Origin of the sequence: Nocardia sp. CDC159, assembly GCF_023740735.1 — a bacterium.
Taxonomy (GTDB): domain Bacteria; phylum Actinomycetota; class Actinomycetes; order Mycobacteriales; family Mycobacteriaceae; genus Nocardia; species Nocardia pulmonis.
This window is the reverse complement of the sequence record NZ_JAMRXH010000005.1, coordinates 312418-329234: the sequence shown is the minus strand read 5'-3', so window position 1 is coordinate 329234 and position 16817 is coordinate 312418. Positions and strand designations below refer to the sequence as shown.

General features: G+C 66.8%; 25 protein-coding genes. 14 read left to right on the top strand and 11 right to left on the bottom strand.

Annotation, left to right across the window (positions count from 1 at the left end):
* Positions 1-62: 62 nt before the first annotated feature.
* Positions 63-488, top strand: a complete 426-nt coding sequence (locus NDR87_RS13960; RefSeq protein WP_251912081.1) for a hypothetical protein — start codon at positions 63-65, stop codon at positions 486-488.
* 124 nt (positions 489-612) lie between these two features.
* On the top strand, positions 613-1479 hold the full coding sequence (locus tag NDR87_RS13955; RefSeq protein ID WP_251912084.1) for a hypothetical protein: 867 nt from the start codon (positions 613-615) through the stop codon (positions 1477-1479).
* A 45-nt stretch (positions 1480-1524) separates the two neighbouring features.
* Here NDR87_RS13955 and NDR87_RS13950 read toward each other — a convergent pair whose 3' ends face one another.
* From NDR87_RS13950 to NDR87_RS13940, 3 genes are all read right to left on the bottom strand, one after another.
* Positions 1525-2592 carry a GNAT family N-acetyltransferase gene (locus tag NDR87_RS13950; RefSeq protein WP_251912087.1) on the bottom strand — a complete coding sequence of 356 codons (1068 nt, stop codon included), beginning with the start codon at positions 2590-2592 and terminating at the stop codon, positions 1525-1527.
* A gap of 75 nt (positions 2593-2667) precedes the next feature.
* Positions 2668-3207, bottom strand: coding sequence for an AAA family ATPase (locus NDR87_RS13945; RefSeq protein WP_251912091.1), 540 nt, complete (start codon positions 3205-3207; stop codon positions 2668-2670).
* Positions 3204-3776 (bottom strand): NUDIX domain-containing protein, encoded by a 573-nt coding sequence (locus NDR87_RS13940; protein WP_251912093.1) that lies wholly within the window; start codon positions 3774-3776, stop codon positions 3204-3206. Before NDR87_RS13940 ends, NDR87_RS13945 begins: the two co-directional genes overlap by 4 nt.
* Positions 3777-3953: 177 nt before the next feature.
* Here NDR87_RS13940 and NDR87_RS13935 point away from each other — a divergent pair, with 177 nt between their 5' ends.
* Together NDR87_RS13935 and NDR87_RS13930 are read left to right on the top strand one after the other, a co-directional pair.
* Complete coding sequence (locus NDR87_RS13935; RefSeq protein ID WP_251912095.1) at positions 3954-4388, top strand: NUDIX domain-containing protein; 435 nt, start codon at positions 3954-3956, stop codon at positions 4386-4388.
* A gap of 39 nt (positions 4389-4427) precedes the next feature.
* Positions 4428-4796, top strand: a complete 369-nt coding sequence (locus NDR87_RS13930) for a pyrophosphatase (protein WP_251912098.1) — start codon at positions 4428-4430, stop codon at positions 4794-4796.
* A gap of 73 nt (positions 4797-4869) precedes the next feature.
* On the opposite strand, the gene NDR87_RS13925 is transcribed toward NDR87_RS13930, so the two are convergent.
* Positions 4870-5886, bottom strand: a complete 1017-nt coding sequence (locus tag NDR87_RS13925; protein ID WP_251912100.1) for a phosphotransferase — start codon at positions 5884-5886, stop codon at positions 4870-4872.
* A gap of 120 nt (positions 5887-6006) precedes the next feature.
* On the opposite strand from NDR87_RS13925, the gene NDR87_RS13920 reads away from it, so the two are divergent.
* The 3 genes from NDR87_RS13920 (at position 6007) to NDR87_RS13910 (ending at position 8041) form a co-directional block, all read left to right on the top strand.
* Positions 6007-6528, top strand: coding sequence for an NUDIX domain-containing protein (locus NDR87_RS13920; RefSeq protein ID WP_251912103.1), 522 nt, complete (start codon positions 6007-6009; stop codon positions 6526-6528).
* Positions 6525-7049 carry a GNAT family N-acetyltransferase gene (locus tag NDR87_RS13915; RefSeq protein WP_251912106.1) on the top strand — a complete coding sequence of 175 codons (525 nt, stop codon included), beginning with the start codon at positions 6525-6527 and terminating at the stop codon, positions 7047-7049. Before NDR87_RS13920 ends, NDR87_RS13915 begins: the two co-directional genes overlap by 4 nt.
* Positions 7050-7180: 131 nt before the next feature.
* Positions 7181-8041: a hypothetical protein gene (locus NDR87_RS13910; RefSeq protein ID WP_251912108.1), complete on the top strand. Its 861-nt coding sequence runs from the start codon at positions 7181-7183 to the stop codon at positions 8039-8041.
* Between the two features lie 234 nt (positions 8042-8275).
* On the opposite strand, the gene NDR87_RS13905 is transcribed toward NDR87_RS13910, so the two are convergent.
* The gene (locus NDR87_RS13905) at positions 8276-8830 is read right to left on the bottom strand and encodes a GrpB family protein (RefSeq protein ID WP_251941154.1); all 555 of its coding nucleotides are present in this window, start codon (positions 8828-8830) and stop codon (positions 8276-8278) included.
* 455 nt (positions 8831-9285) lie between these two features.
* On the opposite strand from NDR87_RS13905, the gene NDR87_RS13900 reads away from it, so the two are divergent.
* A complete protein-coding gene (locus NDR87_RS13900; RefSeq protein WP_251912112.1) occupies positions 9286-9495 on the top strand; it encodes a hypothetical protein in 210 nt (69 codons plus the stop codon).
* A gap of 28 nt (positions 9496-9523) precedes the next feature.
* Here the strand turns inward: NDR87_RS13900 and NDR87_RS13895 are convergent, their stop codons facing one another.
* Positions 9524-10054: an HD domain-containing protein gene (locus NDR87_RS13895; RefSeq protein WP_308212086.1), complete on the bottom strand. Its 531-nt coding sequence runs from the start codon at positions 10052-10054 to the stop codon at positions 9524-9526.
* A gap of 244 nt (positions 10055-10298) precedes the next feature.
* Between NDR87_RS13895 and NDR87_RS13890 the strand changes: the two genes are divergently transcribed.
* The 6 genes from NDR87_RS13890 (at position 10299) to NDR87_RS13865 (ending at position 13600) form a co-directional block, all read left to right on the top strand.
* Positions 10299-10613 (top strand): WXG100 family type VII secretion target, encoded by a 315-nt coding sequence (locus tag NDR87_RS13890; RefSeq protein WP_251912117.1) that lies wholly within the window; start codon positions 10299-10301, stop codon positions 10611-10613.
* Positions 10614-10616: 3 nt separating this feature from the next.
* On the top strand, positions 10617-10916 hold the full coding sequence (locus NDR87_RS13885) for a WXG100 family type VII secretion target (RefSeq protein ID WP_251912118.1): 300 nt from the start codon (positions 10617-10619) through the stop codon (positions 10914-10916).
* Positions 10913-12229, top strand: coding sequence for a hypothetical protein (locus NDR87_RS13880; RefSeq protein ID WP_251941147.1), 1317 nt, complete (start codon positions 10913-10915; stop codon positions 12227-12229). Before NDR87_RS13885 ends, NDR87_RS13880 begins: the two co-directional genes overlap by 4 nt.
* Before the next feature lie 10 nt (positions 12230-12239).
* Positions 12240-12725, top strand: coding sequence for a hypothetical protein (locus NDR87_RS13875; RefSeq protein ID WP_251912123.1), 486 nt, complete (start codon positions 12240-12242; stop codon positions 12723-12725).
* Positions 12722-13156: a YbaB/EbfC family nucleoid-associated protein gene (locus NDR87_RS13870; RefSeq protein ID WP_251912125.1), complete on the top strand. Its 435-nt coding sequence runs from the start codon at positions 12722-12724 to the stop codon at positions 13154-13156. Before NDR87_RS13875 ends, NDR87_RS13870 begins: the two co-directional genes overlap by 4 nt.
* Positions 13157-13402: 246 nt before the next feature.
* Positions 13403-13600, top strand: coding sequence for a DivIVA domain-containing protein (locus NDR87_RS13865; protein ID WP_251912127.1), 198 nt, complete (start codon positions 13403-13405; stop codon positions 13598-13600).
* Here NDR87_RS13865 and NDR87_RS13860 read toward each other — a convergent pair.
* The 5 genes from NDR87_RS13860 to NDR87_RS13840 all read right to left on the bottom strand — a co-directional run bounded on the left by NDR87_RS13860 (position 13597) and on the right by NDR87_RS13840 (position 16764).
* Entirely contained in the window at positions 13597-13977 is a 381-nt protein-coding gene (locus tag NDR87_RS13860; RefSeq protein WP_251912129.1) for a hypothetical protein, read from the bottom strand. The genes NDR87_RS13865 and NDR87_RS13860 overlap by 4 nt on opposite strands.
* Positions 13978-14030: 53 nt before the next feature.
* Positions 14031-14528, bottom strand: coding sequence for a GNAT family N-acetyltransferase (locus NDR87_RS13855; protein ID WP_251912131.1), 498 nt, complete (start codon positions 14526-14528; stop codon positions 14031-14033).
* Positions 14525-15169, bottom strand: coding sequence for a YdcF family protein (locus NDR87_RS13850; protein WP_251912133.1), 645 nt, complete (start codon positions 15167-15169; stop codon positions 14525-14527). Before NDR87_RS13850 ends, NDR87_RS13855 begins: the two co-directional genes overlap by 4 nt.
* Positions 15170-15317: 148 nt before the next feature.
* Complete coding sequence (locus NDR87_RS13845; RefSeq protein ID WP_251912142.1) at positions 15318-15881, bottom strand: hypothetical protein; 564 nt, start codon at positions 15879-15881, stop codon at positions 15318-15320.
* Positions 15882-16197: 316 nt separating this feature from the next.
* Positions 16198-16764 carry a hypothetical protein gene (locus NDR87_RS13840; protein ID WP_251912144.1) on the bottom strand — a complete coding sequence of 189 codons (567 nt, stop codon included), beginning with the start codon at positions 16762-16764 and terminating at the stop codon, positions 16198-16200.
* Positions 16765-16817: the final 53 nt, after the last annotated feature.

Here is a 16817-nt window from a genome sequence, read left to right as displayed (position 1 = left end):
TCCACCTGCTACTGGACACCGCCACCACTGGCGTGATCGCCGTGACCGACAACCGAGAAGCAATGGCTGGTGCGCGATACCGCGGCCGGCTCGACGAGCTGCGGTGCGGCACGGCCGAACACGCGAGGGAGCTTGCCCGGTACGTGGAGTCGATGCGGGCGCATCGCAATCAGCCAGGCGCGCAGGGATTCTGGGTCGCCAGCAGCGATCCGCGCGCGGCCGAGGAGGCGATCACCGGGTGGCGACCGCTGGCCGAACTCGACGCGTTCGCCGTTCTCAGCGACGGTGCCGCCCGGCTGGTCGACCGCTTCCACCTCGCCACCTGGCCGCAGGTGCTGCAGGTCCTCGCCAATGATGGGCCGGGCGAGTTGATCAGCCGTGTCCGCGCGGCCGAGCACAGTGACCCGCATGGTTGCCGCTGGCCTCGCGGCAAAGCCCACGACGACGCGACCGCCGCCTACGTCCCCCTCACCGGCCCACCGGCTTGATGCGCGACCGGTCGGTTGTGTCGGTGCCTTGCGCCACAATCGGTTCGGGTCGGCTGACGGTGCGGCCCCTGGGCTGTTCATAAAGGGAGCGGGGGTGCTGATGTCGGAGCGACCCAGTGATCCTGTGGTCGATCTTCTGGTGTCGGTGGCGCGCGAACGCGGGTACGTCTGTGGCTGTCCTGCTCCTGGGGTTGTCGAATTGGTCGGGCCGTACTCGTTTCGGCGGGAGGTGGACGCGATCCGGCGGGAGCTGGCGAGCCACCCGCGGGAGCAGTGGCCGAGGGTGATGGGCGATCTGTTCGACACCTCCGTGATCACCGCCATGATGGACGCCGAGAATCCCCTGAACTGCGGCGATTTCGGGGCCATGCGGGGGTTGATCAGAACTCGGCTCGACGGAGCCGCAGGAGGCGAGCTCGGTACCGTGCGGCGGATCATGGCGCCGGGGCTGGTGCAGCGGGTGCTGATCGATCGGGTGCACACGGTCGAGTCGGTCACCTACGACATGCTGCGGGACTGGCCGATCGGCGAATACGAGCTCTTCGCCTTGTCCGAGTACAACGTTCGCGCCGACGACGGTGTCGACATCGTCAGTGAATGCATGGATGTGCCGATGGGCGAGGGGCTGCCGCCACTGTCGCTGTTGTCCGGCCCGGAATACCTGACCGCGCACGCCCTGTGGCTCGGCGAATACCCGGTCACCGGTCCGAGCGGGGATGCCGTGGTGATCCTGCCGTCGAAGGAGTGGGTATACGCCTACCCCGTCATCGATCTCGACGTCATCCGGGAAGTCAACCTGCTGGCGCGGATCGCCGCCAACGGCTACTTGGAACGACCGTGGCCGATCAGCCCGCACGTGTACTTGTGGCGGCAGGGGCGTCTGAAGCTGGCGGCGACCGTCGCGCAGGATGACGACACCGTCCGAATCACCCCCACCGAGGACTTCCTCGCCTACCTCAACACGCTCTCTGCTCCGCCGGGCAGGAGATGACCGAGCCGTTGCCCCTGGCGAGAAGCAGTGAGGTGAGGGTTCGATTCACTCCGCCTGGTAGCGCTGCAGGATGGGTTTCACTGCCTCGGTGACCGGTGGTTCGCCGGTGGGGTCGATCCAGGCGTAGTCGTCATGCTCTTGCAGGGCAACCGGTTCGGCCGCGTAGACGTCGACGGTGAAGTTGAACTGGCGGGATTTCTTGCCGCTGCCGGATATGTAGTCGAAGGCGCCCAGGTACGTCCCGATCCGCAGGACGTCGAGGCCGGTCTCCTCTTTGACTTCCCGGATGAGCGCGCGGTCGAGCTCTTCGCCGGGCTCGACCTTGCCGCTGGGCAGCTCCCAGATGCCACCCATGAAATCGTCGGACGGTCGTCGCAGCAGCAGCACTTTGCCGTCACAGGCGATGACCGCACCGACGACCAGCTGCTGCACACCATCGCGTGTGGCATCGGCGGTGAGGTGGTCGAACAGAGACATCTGCGGCATCGGCGCGCACTCCTTTCGATCGACGGACTCCACACCTTCCCCGCGGGCCGGTCGGTCGCGGGGTCGGGTGGTACTGCCCAGGTGGCGGATCCAGTAGCGGCGCTGGAGGGTGCCGTCGGTCCAGGGGGTGATGGATTCAAATGTCCCGCCGCAGGTTTCGATGATGCGTCGCGACCCGAGGTTGGTGTCGTCGCAGGTGATGAGGATCCGGTCGATGCCGAGATCGTAGGCGACACTGAGGGACTGGCGCAGCATCTCGGTGCCGTAGCCGCGCCGCCGGTGTTGGGCGAGCACCGCGTAACCGATGTGGCCGCCTCGCTGGCGGAGGTAGTCGTTGAGGGTGTGCCGGATGGATACCCGCCCGACGAGCTCCCCGCCGACGGCGGCGGCGAGGAACGTGGCCGGCACCAGGCCGTCGGGGAGATTGACCCCGCGCCGGTAGTCGTCCAATGCCTGCAGGTATTGCGACCACGACATCCCGGGCCGCAGGCCGAGGGCGAAATCGAATTCGTCGTGCTGGCGGATCGACTCGTGCGCGGCCCGGACTGCCTGTTCGTCGGGTTCCCGCAACGGTCGCAGGCGCAGTCGTGCGGTTACGGTGCTGGGTGACCCGGCCCGCGAAGACATGGGTCGACAATAAGAGCCGCACACGTTGACGGTCGACAGAATATTGGGCCGCTGTCGCGGCCGGTGCGGCACCGGTCAGGGTGTGGTGTCGTCGGGGTGGGTGCTGACACCGGTCGCGGCCAAGTCGCGGCAGATCCGGTCGGTGATCGCCTCGAGGGGCCAGGTGGAGTCGATCCGGGTCTCGGTGGTGAACGCCAGCGGCTGCCACCCGTGGTACCACTGCTCCATCAGTTCCGGCGGGATGGATGCGGCCTGGGGACGCTGAGCATGGCGGGTCAGGGTTTCGGCGAGGCTGAGGTCGAACGCGTAGAACAACGCCGCGTCGGCATTACTTGCCACGCGTTCGAGCATCGCGCTGTACCGCTGTGCGTCGAGGATTCCTTCGACGATCGTGATCAGACCGCGGGCCAGGCAGAACAGGGCGATGTGCTCGATTAACGCGATGTTGAGACGGTCGGGTTCGTCGGGTTCGCGAAGCAGCTGGCGGCGCACTGCGTCCTGCGACACCACCGCGCACGTCCCGCGCTCGAACCGGCGCTGCACCGCAGCGGCCACGCTCGACTTTCCCGAACCGGAATTGCCCCGCAGGACCACCAGCACTCCAGGGTTTTTCATTCCGCCGCCCGGTCGGGCAGCGTGGTGTGCAGTTTGGTGAGGAAGCGGCCGAGGTGGGGGTCGGATTCGGGGATGCCGTAGGGGTCGATGTCCCACCACCGGCCGCGTGCGAATTCGGCGGGGTCCAGGGCGTATTCGCGGGAACGGTCTCCGCGAGCCACGTACCACACGCTGACGTCTTCATGGGGATAGCGCCCGACGGTGGTGGTGACGGTGACCATCAGCGGCTGGTCGCCGATCACGGTGAACTCGGCGTCGATGCCGAGTTCCTCGGCGGCTTCACGGCGCGCGGCGGTGAGGGGGTGTTCGCCGGGTTCGACGTGTCCGCCCATCGGTAGGTGCAGGCCGGAGTTGCGGTGCAGGCCGAGGTAGACGCCGCGCTGGTCCGGGTCGACCAGGATTACGTAGGCGACCAGGTGCGGGGACGGGGTGGCGGGCTTGATGCGGCGGTAGATGTCGTCGGTGGTGGCCAGCCAGGTCAGGGTTCGGTCGATGTGCCGCTGCTCCAACGCATCCAGCGGCGCGATGGCTTTCACGAGCGTCGCGACGGTGGCGGTAGCCGACTGCATGGCGGGCACGATAGCGGGAGGCACCGACAACTTCGGTGAGTCTTCTCCGCTGCGTGGGTTGTCCCGACGGGGCCGGAGGCCGGGAGGCGAAACGCCTGTCCCTGTAGTGGATTGGGTGTGCTCGGTCATCGCTGATCGGGCGTGGGGTCGTGGGTGCGGCTGCTAGCGTCCCCGCGTGTGACTGACTCCGGTTATGTGCCGCATCTGTATTCGGTCTCGATCAAGGGTGTGGTCGTGCGCGAGGGCCGGGTGCTGCTGGTGAAGACCGATCGCGGCGAGTGGGAGTTGCCGGGTGGGCGGATCGAGCCGGGGGAGACGCCGGAGGACTGCGTCGCTCGTGAGGTGGCCGAGGAGACGCGGTGGCCGGTCACGACCGGGCCGATCCTCGACGCACGGCTGCACTACATGACCGTCACCGGCAAGTACGTGTTCATCGTGACCTACGGCTGCTACCCCGACACCGATGCGGCACCGGTCCGGTCCGATGAGCACGAGGAGATCGGCCTGTTCGCCGAGGACGAGATCGCCGCCCTGAACCTGCCCGAGGGGTACAAGCGGTCGATCGCGACCTGGTTCACTCGACTGCGGGCAGCAGAGACGTCGAGGAACTGACCGAGCCGCGTGAGTGAATCAGCACCGGGAGGGAAACGGATGCAGGCAGACGGACCCGATCAGCTGCAGGGGCCAGCGGGCAACGCTGCCCACGACGGCATCGACTGGTCGACCTTGACGGCCCAGCTCGATGCGGTGTCCCAAAACTACGCTCGGCAGAACGGTTTCCGTCGGACCCCGGAATGGCTGGTCATGAAGGTGACCGAGGAGGCCGGCGAGCTGGTGCAATGGTTCCTCGCCGAAACCGGACAAGGACGCCCACGCGGCAAAACGATGACAGAGTTGCGGGACGCGGTCGACGAGGAGATCATCGACATCCTCTGTCACGCCTTGCTCGTCGCACACCACCGCGGAACCGACGTTCAGGCCGTGATCGAGCGGAAATGGTTGCGGCGCCTGGAAGGATGACCAGACCGAGCCGAGCGGTGCGCGATAGAGACAGGTGGGCCGGTGCAGGTATCCACGGCGACCGAAGCGATCGTTATGGCCAGGAGAGCCGTCGGGTCATCCATGTGGTGGTGAGGTGGGCTTTGCGGGCTTGATGCTGGCGCAGGCTAGGCGATCTCGGTGGGGCGGGGAGTCTGCTGTTGTGTGCCCAGTAGCCGGCGAGCGCGCAGACGAACGCGTCGATGGCGGCGGGATCGGTGCCGGCGGTGACGGGGTGGGTGGCCAGGATCGGGTCGGGGTCGACTCCGGCCGCGAGCATCGAGGGCACCAGTGAGGCCGTGTCGACCCAGGCTGCGCCTCGGCACGGCCACGCCCAGTCCACGACGACCACACTGCCGTCATCACGGAGCAGCATGTTGTCGGGACGAAGGTCGGTGTGCAGCAACGTCTCCCCGACAGCCCCCACGCTCCAGGTCGACTCCAGCTCGGCCAGCCGATCGAGATGGCGCCGCGACCAGGGATCGAGATCGGCGGGTGGGCCGTTCTCGGCGAACCCGCGCCACCCGGTCAGCACGGGCCCGTAATCCTGCACGATGGTGGGGGTATCGGGGAGCGGGCTGGGCGTCAGCGCTGCGGCCAGCCGTTCGACGGCTTCCAGCACGGCCGCCAATTCGCCGGGCCGATCGAGGCGGGGATGGCGGCCTGCGACCGCGTCGAATACCGCCACTATCCATCCGGCGATCTCGGCGGAGAACATGATCGCGGGCGTCGGCACCGTGCGTGGCAGCTGTGTGACGGTGTGTGCCTCGGTGCGGTATCGGTCGGCGAGGGCATCGTCGGAGTTGATGGCTTTGGCGAAAACCGTTCGGCCGTCGCCGAGGTGGAGCAGCGCGGCCATGCCGTGGCTGTAGCCGCCCGGCGGGACGGTCACCGCGCGCACCGGTGCGCCCAGGCGGTGCTCGATCACGGCGCGGACCGGCGCGGGAAGCTGATCCCACCCGATTCGATCGGCCGCGCGTTCCTCGTTGGTCACCACGCCATCGTCGTGCTCGGACGTATCGAGCGCCAGCCAATTACGCGCGCCCAGGTGGCCCCGGCGGGCCTTGATCAAGCAGGTCCCGGCGGGTGTCGTGTTGGCGGAATCGGATGCTTGATAACCCGCGTGACAACCCGGGCCTTCCGGTCTTCACTGGCACTGGCACGCGCGACCGGTGGCGGGAGGAGTTTCACGATGTCGAGGAAGGTCGTAGTCGAGAAGGTGGTGTGCTACATCGTGCGCGATGGTCGGCTGCTGGTGTTCCGGCATCTGGACTTCGGGCCCGAGGAAGTCGGCATCCAGGTGCCCGCGGGAACGATCAAACCGGGCGAGGCACCCGCCGAGGCCGCGTTGCGGGAAGCCCGCGAGGAAACCGGGCTGCACGACTACCGCATCGTTCGCAAGCTCGGGACAGCCGAAGACGACCTGACCCCGTACCGCTCGGAGATCCAGCTCCGCCACTTCTACCAACTCGAACTCCTCAGCGCCACCCCGCCACAGCGATGGCAGAGCCAAGAAGACCACGACGGGGTCGGGACACCGACCAGGCTGGAATGTTTCTGGCTGCTGCTCGAGGCGGCTCACGTGCTGCAATCAGGGCAGGGTGCCCTGCTGGGCCGCCTGCCGAACCCCGCGACGCGGCCGCTGCGGCTGCTGACACCCCCGGCGAGCAGCAAGCACTCGGACGGTCTGTCGGCCGCCAGTCGAGCGAGGTGACGGTGCGGCGCGCTGTCGACGTGGATGTCGATCGGATCATCCAGCTCAAGGGGGATGTGGCGGGTGAGGGGAAATGGATCGGCGCGCAGGTCCCGGTCGACACCGAGGCGACCGCGCGGGGTGCCCGGGCGAGGCTGACCGAGGCCGGTGGCGCGGTGTTCGTCGCCTGTCCTCGCGATGGTCGTCTGGTGGGGTTCGCGACAGGGTCCTTCGCCCACATCGGGGTCACCGAGATCGCGATGATGGTCGCCGCCGACTGGCGTGGTCGCGGTGTCGGCACCGCGCTGCTGGAGAGTTTGATCCGCTGGAGCGAAGAGCATGGGGCGCACAAGGTCACGCTGCAGGTGTGGCCGCACAACGTGGCGGCGATCGGCCTGTACGAGTCGGCGGGCTTCGAGATCGAAGGCCGATTGCGACGGCATTACGTGCGCCGGAACGGCGAGTTGTGGGACGTCGTGGTCATGGGCCGCACTCTCGGGGACGTTGGGTGCGGCGACGGTGGCACCGCCGCTGGCCGGTGAGGCGCTCGCCGCCGTGGCGAGGGTTTCTGTCGGTAGGTGCGGTCACAATCGGATGCGGGTCGATACCTGCTGCGGCCCTGACGGATTCACCGAGGGAGGGCGTCCCGATGTTCGAGCGATCCAGCGACCCGGTGGCTGATCTTCTGGTGTTGGCGGCGCGGGAGCGTGGATATGTGTGCCGCTGGCTGGCTCCCGGTGTCGTGGAGTTGATCGGCCCGTACTCCTTCCGCCAAGAGCTGGACACGATCCGGCGGGAGCTGGCGGTCCGCCCGCGGGAGCAGTGGCCGAGCGTGATCGGTGATTTGTTCGACACCGGGGTGGTCGCTGCGATGACCGACGCCGAGGATCCGCTCGCCTACCGCGATTTCGCGGCCATACACGGATTGATCAGGACCCGGCTCGACGGTCCCGCCGGGGGCGGGGTCGGCACCGTGCGGCGGATCGTGGCGCCGGGGCTGGTGCAGCGGGTGCTGATCGATCGGGTGCACACGGTCGAGTCGGTCACCTACGACATGTTGCGGGACTGGCCGATCGGCGAATACGACCTGTTCACCCTGGGCGAGCATAACGTTCGCGCCGACGGCGGTGTCGAGATCGCCAGTGAGTACATGGATGTGCCGATGGGTGAGGGGCTTCCGCCGCTGTCGCTGCTGTCCGGCCCGGAATACCTGACCGCGCACGCGCTCTGGCTCGGCGAGTACCCGGTCACCGGCCCGGACGGCGCAGCCGTGGTGATCATGCCGTCCAAGGAGTGGCTGTATGCCTACCCCATCGTGGATGTCCGGGTGATCCAGCAGGTCACGTTGCTGGCGCAGATCGCGGGCCACAACTACGAGGAGCAGCCCTGGCCGATCAGCCCGCACGTGTACTTCTGGCGCCGGGGGCGTCTGGGGCTGGCGGCCACCATCACTCGCCGCGACGACACCAACTCGATCCGACCCACCGACGAGTTCATGGCCTATCTCAACACCCTGTCCGGTCCAGTCGAATAGCGGGACGGCAGGGCGGCCAGCGTGCCTGGGCGTGTGGTCGATGCGATCCAAAAGCGGCGCTGGAGGGTGCCGTCGATCCAGGGCGCGATGGATTCCAATTCAGCGCTGCTGAAATGACGCGGCGTGCAACTAGGCATGCGAGGGATCGAACCGGATGACCCGACTTTCCGGCGGCGCCCCTGAGACCCGATCGCTAGGTTCGGAGAAGTCGGCCGACGCCACACATTGATGGTGCTAGGCACCCGATAGCAGCTTTGTGATCAGAGAGTTCTTTGCCGATGTATACGCCTGTCGATCGTCGGCATGCTGCGCGGCCAGCTGACATTTGAGCTGGGCGTAGGCGCGGCGTGCAGCAGGATCGGAACGAAGTCGGTCGCGGAACATCAGATACCTTCGCCACTGCGGATCGCCGTGTCGGACTGCGTGGACATGCGCGACCCGGTAGAGCGGTCGGGTGCTGTACACGAACAACCATCCCCCGTCTTGGTGCTTATCGCCACGGAACTCGTAGCCGAGCGGCGTCAGAGTCGTGATGACGTCGACGAGCTGTGTATCGGCTGCCAAGCCGACGGCGATGTCCACTATTGGCTTGGCCGGAAGATCCGGCACCGCAGTCGATCCGACATGCTCAATTGCTACCGCCAGATCACCGAGGGCGGGCCACAGCCTCGACGCGAGCTGCTCGAACACCTTCGGCCAACCCGGCTGGCTCTCCAGCACCCGCACAGCCCCCTTGGCCAGGCCCAACTGCGCCTCGCTCCATTCGGCATGCACAACGGCATTCTGCACAACGGCCAAGGCACACGGTAGAGACCGCTCCACCCGAGCAGGCCCGGACATTGTCGTGCATGGCCGCGCCCGCCCTCGGCGCCCTGCCCTGCCCCAGCTGGGCATACGAGGCTCGTGCTTGTCTACCACATCCCCAGGGTGGGCGTGGTGCGAAAGACGAAGCGGGACAGCGGCTCCCCCGTCCGGGGGCTGTGCCCTATTACACGCGAAGGAGATGTTGCGGATGGCGAGCTCGCCGGTATCAGGGTCGATGTAGCGGGATTCGATCAGTCTCCCATCGGCCCGGTAGTACCGCTCACGGTCATAGCTGGGCCCTGATAGTTCTCGATGCGGGCGGTATCGGCGAAATCGATCGTGTCGGGTGCTGGTCTAATCCCGGTACGCACCGGCGAGGTGATCGAGCTGCGAGTTGATCGCTTGCCGGGTCAGGTCGGGGTGCGGGCCGTGCGCATAGCATGGGGCTTCCATTTTCGTCCGGGTACAACAGCAACCCGAACTACATCGTCGCTTACAGCGGCGGGGAGGGCCGGCAGCAGTACGAGAACACCTACATCGGCCGACCGGTGGCCGGGAAGCCGACCATCAACGAGGAGGCAGACGGCGTGGCCTTTGTCCGGCCAGAGGAGCTGGATCGGTACGACATTCACCCCAGCATGCGGCAGTAGCTCGGCGACTACCTGTCCGGGAACTACCCTATCTCGGCTGAGCTGCCAAGGCGTGTTCGATCCGGGCCGCGGACGCGAGGAGATCGGGTGCGGCACGCTGAATGAAACGTCCGACCACGGTATCTGGTCCGTAGCGATTCAGGATCTCGGCGATCCGAGCGTGCGGTGTGGTGGGCAGGCCGTCAGGCGTGGTGGTGAGGTCTGTGTAGGTCAGGGCGTCGACGAGGAGTGGGTTGTCCAGGATCGGGAACTCGGTCATTAGCTCGCGGCGCAGGCCGCGTTCCTCCGCCTCGAGCAGTGCACCGGTGTGGTTGGCGACCAAGCGCACCAGCCGATCATCGGCTTGGTGTGCATCCCGAAGGAAGCGGGCACCGTCGAGCGGATGAAAGCCGGTCAGCGCCAAGCGTGGTGCATAGCCGACATCGTGCAGGACAGCCGCCGCCGTGAGCAGTTCTGCGTCATCGCCCACCAGAACCGCGCATGTGCGGGCCGCGCGTGCGACTCCCTGGCAGTGGCTCCACCGCCGCGGCAGAACCGTCTGCAGCTCGTTTTGAGCCACTTCCCATGCCCAACTGCACCCGCGAGCTCTCACCAGTTCAAGCTAACTACAGGACGGCCCGCGTGGCGGCTGAATACCAGTGCCGAGTCGAGCTTCTACCGGCCAGAGAGGGGTGCACGTGCAGTGTGTGGCTGCGAGAGCATGAGGATCGGCCGCGACGAGTGGGGTAGGCGGGGCCATCGCTGTGGAACCGGCGGGGCTTGTGGGTGCGTCCTATAGTGCGTAGAGGCGCGAGGAGGGGTGTATGGCCGATGAACTCCAGGTGGAACCGGCCCGGTTGCGGGAGGCAGCGCGGTTCATCAGCGACAAGGCCCAGGTGATCCGGGAACGGGTGCAGGAGCTGGATCGCTCGGTCGGCCAGGAACTGCTCGCTGATGGGTGGCGAGGCAGCGCTGCTTCGGCGTATGACGAGTCCTGGCTCGAGTGGAAGCACGGCGCCGAGGAGATCGTCGCGGCGTTGGAGCAATCGGCGACCAGCCTGGCCGATACCGCGAACCTGTACGAGGCGCAGGAGTCTGCCAACCGGGACTCGATCACCCATGCGGGAAAGCAGGTGTAGGTCGTGGCCGACGATTACAGCTACCGGGTGAATCTGCGGCAGCTCGACGACGCGATCGCGACCATGGCGACGTTCGGGGCCGAGGTCGACGGCTGGCTGGGCGAGGTCGATCGCCATGTCGCCGATCTGCATCTGTCCTGGTCGAGCCAGGCCGCCGAGGCGCAACGCCTCGCGCACGCTCGGTGGATGGCCGGTGCGGCGGAGATGCGGGAGAACCTCGAGGAGCTGCGTGAGGTGGCGCGACGCGCGCACACCAACTATTCCGGTGTCGCCCAGACCAACGAAGGCATGTGGCCGCAGTGACTGCGCCGACGTTCCCGATCATCGTGTGCCGCCAAGAGGATTACCGCTCGGCGAGTGAGAATTTCGGCGGTATCCGTGACGGCTGCGTGGATGTGCACGGCGCGTTGGTGCGCACCTTGGCCGGGTACGGCGGCATGGGCGGCAGCGACAGCGCGGGCGTCCAGTGGGCGGCCAGCTACGACGAGGCGGTCGGTGCCGCGTTGGAGACCTCATCGAAGTTGGTGTCGCAGTCCGCGCGCATCCGTGACCTGCTCGCCGCGGGTGCTTACAACCACGCCTCCGGGGAGGCAGGGTCCCGCCCGAGTGGTGGCGAGCCGCCGGCACCGCCGGTGCTGGGGATGGAGCCGTGCTTGGTGAGCACGGTGCCCTCCGCTGCGGGAGGCGGCGGGGACGAACCGTTCGGGTGGTCGCTGATCAAGTCCACGGCGGGGTTGATCTGGCCGAACGGGCACCAGGACCAGCTGCGCGCGGCGAAGACGGTCTGGTACGCGGCGGCCGAATCACTGGACACGGCGACCAGCTCGATCCCCGGTGCGGTCGGATTGCTGGAAAACCAGATGTCGCCGGAGATCCCGGCGGCGGTAGCCACGTGCAGCCAGGCAAGTGGGGATTTCATCGAGCTGTCGGCGTCGTTCCGGGAACTCGGCGACGCGTGCGGTGAATATGCCCAGCACCTCGACGACGCGCACAGTGAGATCCTCGACGAACTGAGCAAGATGCTCGCCGAGACCGCGGCGTGGGAAGCGGCGATGGGGGTCCTCATCCCGTTCACCGGGGGTTTGTCCGAACTCGGCCACGGCGGACTGGCGGCGCGGATCGGTGTCTACGCCGCCCGCATCGGCCGGGTCATCACCCGGCTCGCCGGGGCCGCCGCGAAAATCGCCCTTCGGGTCACCTCCACTGTCACGGGCAAGCTGCGGCCGCTGGCGGCCAGGATCGGGCAGTGGCTCGAGAAGGCCAAGACCAAGTTGTGGCGATCCGGCGAAGAAGCCGGACCGCCACCCGGGGTGGGCCCGAAGCCGCCAGCGGTCAAACCCGAGGTGAAAGATCCCAAGCTGCAAAATCTCATCAACAACCTGTACAAAGGGGCGAACTCCCCGGACAGGGTCGGTGACGGTACGACCGCAGACGCGGTCCGCAACGAGCTGCAGACGCTGCAAATGACCGGCGGCCGCTGGCATTTGACCAAGGCGATGGAAACACAAAGGTCGCTCGCGAACTGGCTGACGAACAAGGCCAATACCGATCCGGCCGACCGAGCCGTCGCGATCCAAGAACTCAAGAACCTGATGGACGCACTGGCTGGACGCTGAAAGGTGACACGTGAGCGAGGGAACTGACAAGACCCAGCAAGAAATCTTGGAGATGCTGGAAACCTGGACACGAAGTCTCGTGCCCGAGCAGGCCCGGTTCATCAACGATCTGGCCGACCTCGAACCGGAGATCCGGCCGATCATCGCCGAGCACATCGAGGACAACCACGAGATGCTGCCCACCATTCTGATGGCCGACATCGCCCGCTGGGTCACCGATGTCGCACACAACAGCGCCGACCCGGCGGGGCGCCTGAAACCGTTGCTCGACACGATGGAGAACGCCTGGGGCGACGGGCAGAACACCGTGGCCGACCTGATCGCCACCGGCTTCGTCGAAAACATCTTCGACGAACCGGACGTCGTCAGACTTCTGGGCCCCCACCTCACCCGCTCCTACCGGATCTACACCGGGCAAGACACGATCCGAGAGGACGAAAAGCGCCCCATGCCGGAGGTGATGAAGGCGATCCTCAAAAAACTGGGGCGGATGTGACCGACCTGCCGGCCTGGGAGCAACAGCTCCAACAGAACCTCGCCGAGATCCGCCGCAACAGCGAAAAAATCGCCGAGGCCGTCGCCACGGTCCGAGGACGCGGCGAGACTCGCGGGGTCACCGTGGAAGTCGACGCCGCCGGGGACATCACCAGCCTGCAGATCGCACCAGCGGCCATGCGCTGGCACAACAACCAGCTCAGCACCGCGATCACCGACTGCCACCGCCGTGCCCGCGCCGATGCGAAAGCCAAAGCAGAACGGATCATGCAGCGCGCCGACCCTCGATTGCAGGCACCTCTACGAGAGCTGTTCGGCGGCAACGATTCCCCGCAAAAACCCCCGCCCCGACGGCCGATGACCGAAGCAGAGATACAAGCAGCCGACGACGCCTACTTCGAGCGGATGAACCGGTCCGGCTGGGGCAAGTGACGATGCCTGAGCAGCGATTCATCCGGGTGATCGCGGTGTCGGCGCATTGCCTTGGCCCGGCTGCCCCCACAGCCGCCAGGACAACTGGTTGTTCGAAACCGCACCCGGTCAACATATTGGCTCGATCAACTCGCCACCGCCGGATAGCACTCACTGGTCGTCTCACCGCCCGGCCGCGACGAGTGTTGCCCGCGTCACGGCCGAAAACCTCGGTGGTCACGTCGGTGGTCTGGGTAGCATCTCTGGATGATCGATGGTGTGCACGAGGGGAGCTTCGAGCCGAATCGACCTGCGAGCTACAACAAGGACGAGGTGGACGCCTTCATTGACCTGGTAGAACAGGAAATGGCTCGCGTGGTCGACGAGAACCACGACTTGAAGGCGATCGTTACCGATCAAGCCGCCGTCATAGCTCAGCTCCGCGCGGAACTGGGCAAAGGTTAGTCACCGGTTGTTGACCCCCGAGCACCTTTTTCAGTTCTGCCTTTCGGCCAGCCGGTGGTGGTGATGCCCAAACGAGTTCGTCGGCGGCTTCGCGTCGTGTCGCGGCGAGGGGGTGTTCGCCGGATTCGACGTGTCCGCCCCATCGGCAGGTGCAGTCCCGAGTTGCGGTGCAGGCCAACGTAGATCCCGCATTGGTCGGGGTCGGCCAGGGCCACGGAGGCGACCAGGTGCGGGGAGGGGTGGCGGGTTTGACGCGCCGGAAGGTCGTCGGTGCGGGCCAGCCAGGCCAGCGTCTGGTCGATGTGCTGGTGTTCGAGCGCGTCCAGCGGGGTGATGGCGTGCACGATCTGCGCGATGGTTGCGGTGGCCGACTCCATGCCGGGCACGATAGGGCGAAGGCCGACATCTGCGGTGGGCGCCGAGTCCGGTGTCAATGCAGGTGCAGGGTCATCTCGAATTCTGGCCTGGGGTCGTCTGGGGAGATGATGCCGTGGCGGCCGGTGCGCGTGAATCCGTGGCGGAGGTACAGCCGTTCGGCGCGGATGTTGGGGTCGCTGACCTCGAGCCGGATCGCGGTATGCCCGGTGGCTATGGCCCAGTCGATGACGGCGTATATGAGCTGGTCGGCGATACCGGTGCCGCGGGCCTCGGGGGCGACCCAGGTGGAGATCAGGTGCGCGGTGCGGTGTTCGGGGCTGGCAGTCGCGGCGATAGTCCCGACCGCGGTGTCACCGAGAGTGGCAATGAACACGGCGCGGTCACGCAGGCGGGTGTGCCACTGCTGTTCGGTTCGGGCACGCGCCTCGAGCAAGGTGGCGCCGAACGCGGACGGTGCGTCGGCGAGGGCACGCAGCCGGATATCGCGCAGGATGGGCCAGTCGGTCGGGGTGAGCCGCCGGATGCTGGCCGTCGAGGCGAGGTCGGTCATCGGTGGTGTCCGGTCATGAGGGCGGTCAGTTGGTCCCAGGCGTCGCGGTATGCCTGGTGGCGGGCACGGTAGGCAGGCCACAGCCCGGCCAGCTCGCTGTGTTTGTCGAACAGGTACTCGTGCAGGCTGTTCAGGTCGCCGACCTGGATGCGGGGGAGCAGTTCGCGGGTGAGGAACTCGTCCTGGGGTTCGTCGTTGGCGCGCAGGATCTCGAGGACGGTCGGGTCGATCATGCGATCGTCGGCGGGATTGACTCCGACACGGCCGGGACCGTAGACGTGCGAGAAGATGCGTTCGACGCGGCGAGCGTGAAATCCGTTGGTGACCACCGCGACATCACCGATACCGAGAGGGTCGGTATGGGCGACCCGGCAGTAGTAGGCGTTGGCCAGTGTCGATTTCGAGGCGTCCTCTTCGACGATGCGATCAGCGGGCACATCGAGCGCTATCAGGGTGTCGGCGAGTGCTTTCGCTTCGGTACGCAGGTGCGGGACGGGTCCGCGGCCGCTGGTGAGGAGCACGTCGAAGCCGCCGGTGTGCCAGAGCCGGGCCGCGTGGTCGGCGCGGATCTCGGCCCAGTGCGGCAGTGACCCATCCGGATACAGGCCGCCGCCCAGCACAATCAACGCCCGCCCAACCATGCTCTCCCCCTGCGTGAACCGTGACTGATCGACGATGCCGAGCCAGGATCGTACGCCCCCGCCCGGCCACGCGACCGGCAAATGATGCCACCGCCGAGGTACGGTGGCGGGCCGAGACGGGTTGCCGGTGTCGGCGGGGTGAGTGGCTCTAACGGTGGTCGGTGCCTGCGGGGTGGGGCAGTGGTTCGAGCGTGGTGCGGCCGGTGTGCTGGACGTGACCGACGACGAACCCCAGGGTGACCCGTACCAGCCGCTGCCACAGCTGCTGGCGAGCAGGATCTACCGCCAAGGCCGCGACCGTGGCCAGCGTCCCGGCGAGTGGTGACCAGTGCTGGGCCACTGCCGAATCGGCGAGGTCGCGCATCGCGGCGGTCGCCGGGTCCAGGCGCAGCAGATCGGCGACCAAGGACAGTTCGAGCCCGTCGAACAGGTCCGGCGCATGCGGGGCCGGGTCGGGGTGCCCGGCGAAGACGCCGCGCGCGAGGCTGACATCGCGTGCCAGTCGCGCGGTATCCCAAATCGCCCAGGCCAGCAGGGTCGTGACCGACTCGGCGCCGACACCGTCGGTGGCGACGGTGTCCCACCAGGACGGGTCGGCGGCGATCCGCTGCCGGGTGAGCTGGCCGGCGTGCTGAAACGCGGTAGGCCACAAGTCGGTGTCCGCGCGCAACGCATCCAGCGCTGGCTGCCGGATATCGTCGTCGTCGTGCACGGCCGCGCCCTCCCTCAGCGCCCCCTGTGCTGCCCCGGCTGGGCATACGAGGCTGGTGCTTGTCTACCACATCCCCAGGGGCGGGCGGGGTGCGAAAGGCGAAGCCGGGCAGCGGCTCCGCTGCCCGGGGAGCTGTATCCGGTTACATGCCGTAGCCGATGTTGCGGATAGTGAGTTCGCCGGTGTCGGGGTCGATGTGGCCGCCTATTGGCGGATGCAAGCCGGAGTCACAGTGCAACCCAAGGTTGATCCCGGGTGCGTCGTGGGTCGACCAGGGTCAGCCGGCGACCAAGCTGGGCGATATAACTGCTCGATCCTACAGCCGACCGCGGCGGCCGGTGAGCAAGACGATGAACAGTGGCACCTTCAGGTAGCGGGGCCATGCGATCTCGGCCAAGTCAGGATCGGCAGTAAGCAGAAGCATCGAGTCGACCTTCTCGGTCTCTGCGTAGCGCACGAGCTGCTCTTGAACCGCTTCGAAAGACCACAACCCTGCGGCCTTGATCTCAACCCCCACTTTGTGCAGGTCATCGTAGTAGATGCGGAAGTCGATCCGGCTACCGCGCGCTGCGGAGCTTCCCGACGAGAGCTCCTGCTCGTGATCGATGGTCACGTCGTTGTCGACGCCGGCGTCGCACCACACCTCCCAGATGAGGCGGTGGAGCTCGTCCTCATCGCAGTACCGGAAGTTGCGGCCGTCGTCCACGAACGGATCTACGAGCGGCTTGATGTAGGTACTCCAGACGGGAGAGTCGTGGACGTCGCCCGGTCGCATGCAGATCAGGTGCTCGAAGTGCTTGTCAACGTAATCTGGCCCGTCTTTGCTTGGCTCATCCCATCGCATAGCAAGTCCCCTGCTGTCAATGTCGTAGGACAACAGCATGCCGCGGGGTATCTCTGCCGCGTGTCTTCAGGCTGGGCCCGTCCCATCGTTGT

What these genes read in the sequence shown, in the direction of transcription:
- NDR87_RS13860 (WP_251912129.1), bottom strand. Translation starts at nt 13,977, where the DNA reads ATGGAGTCGGCCACCGCAACCATCGCGCAGATCGTGCACGCCATCACC.
- NDR87_RS13900 (WP_251912112.1), top strand. Translation starts at nt 9,286, where the DNA reads ATGGGGCTTCCATTTTCGTCCGGGTACAACAGCAACCCGAACTACATC.
- NDR87_RS13855 (WP_251912131.1), bottom strand. Translation starts at nt 14,528, where the DNA reads ATGACCGACCTCGCCTCGACGGCCAGCATCCGGCGGCTCACCCCGACC.
- NDR87_RS13950 (WP_251912087.1), bottom strand. Translation starts at nt 2,592, where the DNA reads ATGTCTTCGCGGGCCGGGTCACCCAGCACCGTAACCGCACGACTGCGC.
- NDR87_RS13920 (WP_251912103.1), top strand. Translation starts at nt 6,007, where the DNA reads ATGTCGAGGAAGGTCGTAGTCGAGAAGGTGGTGTGCTACATCGTGCGC.
- NDR87_RS13940 (WP_251912093.1), bottom strand. Translation starts at nt 3,776, where the DNA reads ATGCAGTCGGCTACCGCCACCGTCGCGACGCTCGTGAAAGCCATCGCG.
- NDR87_RS13840 (WP_251912144.1), bottom strand. Translation starts at nt 16,764, where the DNA reads ATGCTGTTGTCCTACGACATTGACAGCAGGGGACTTGCTATGCGATGG.
- NDR87_RS13960 (WP_251912081.1), top strand. Translation starts at nt 63, where the DNA reads ATGGCTGGTGCGCGATACCGCGGCCGGCTCGACGAGCTGCGGTGCGGC.
- NDR87_RS13850 (WP_251912133.1), bottom strand. Translation starts at nt 15,169, where the DNA reads ATGGTTGGGCGGGCGTTGATTGTGCTGGGCGGCGGCCTGTATCCGGAT.
- NDR87_RS13865 (WP_251912127.1), top strand. Translation starts at nt 13,403, where the DNA reads ATGATCGATGGTGTGCACGAGGGGAGCTTCGAGCCGAATCGACCTGCG.
- NDR87_RS13890 (WP_251912117.1), top strand. Translation starts at nt 10,299, where the DNA reads ATGGCCGATGAACTCCAGGTGGAACCGGCCCGGTTGCGGGAGGCAGCG.
- NDR87_RS13945 (WP_251912091.1), bottom strand. Translation starts at nt 3,207, where the DNA reads ATGAAAAACCCTGGAGTGCTGGTGGTCCTGCGGGGCAATTCCGGTTCG.
- NDR87_RS13930 (WP_251912098.1), top strand. Translation starts at nt 4,428, where the DNA reads ATGCAGGCAGACGGACCCGATCAGCTGCAGGGGCCAGCGGGCAACGCT.